The organism is Mucilaginibacter sp. P4_G9 (assembly GCF_056400985.1).
The window spans coordinates 1-730 of the sequence record NZ_JBFUKF010000902.1; the positions used below are offsets into that span (position 1 = coordinate 1).

The window sequence follows — 730 nt, forward strand, 5'->3', positions numbered from 1 at the left end:
GTCCAACCGAGGTCGACTTACTTATAGGCGATCCTACAAAATCAAAAACTAAATTAGGCTGGCAACCAAAATATGATCTTAAAGGCTTAGTAACAGAAATGGTTGCTGCCGATGTTGATTTATTTAGAAGGGAAAAGCTGCTAAAAGATTCAGGCTACATTATTAAAAATCAGTTTGAATAATTATTAATGGAAAAGGAAGCCAAAATATATATTGCCGGCCATAGAGGTATGGTGGGTTCAGCTATTTATAGAAAACTGGAAAAAGAAGGATTTACCAATTTAGTAACCCGTACTTCATCAGAGATTGATTTACGCGATCAGCAGCAGGTAAGGGATTTCTTTGCATTGGAAAAGCCCGAGTATGTTTTTTTAGCAGCAGCAAAGGTTGGCGGTATTGTTGCAAACAATACTTATCGTGCCGAGTTTTTGTACGATAATTTGCAGATACAAAATAATATCATTCATAATTCGTACCTAAATGGGGTAAAAAAACTCATGTTTTTAGGCTCAAGCTGTATCTATCCCAAAATGGCTCCTCAGCCATTGCGTGAAGAATATCTTTTAACAGGTTTACTTGAAGAAACTAATGAACCTTATGCAATTGCTAAAATTGCCGGTATAAAAATGTGTGATGCTTATCGGGCGCAATACGGTTGTAATTATATCTCGGCTATGCCCACAAATTTGTACGGATATAATGATAATTACCACCCCCAGAACTCTCATGT

The 730-nt window shown here is 36.7% G+C and carries 2 protein-coding genes; both read left to right on the forward strand.

All coding sequences use genetic code 11. The annotated features are described in order from the left end of the window. A partial coding sequence (locus tag AC1DPZ_RS28450; RefSeq protein WP_477409862.1) for a GDP-mannose 4,6-dehydratase occupies positions 1-182 on the forward strand: 182 nt, incomplete at its 5' end. Positions 183-188: 6 nt separating this feature from the next. After that, the coding region (locus AC1DPZ_RS28455) for an NAD-dependent epimerase/dehydratase family protein (RefSeq protein WP_477409864.1) at positions 189-730 on the forward strand (542 nt) is incomplete at its 3' end.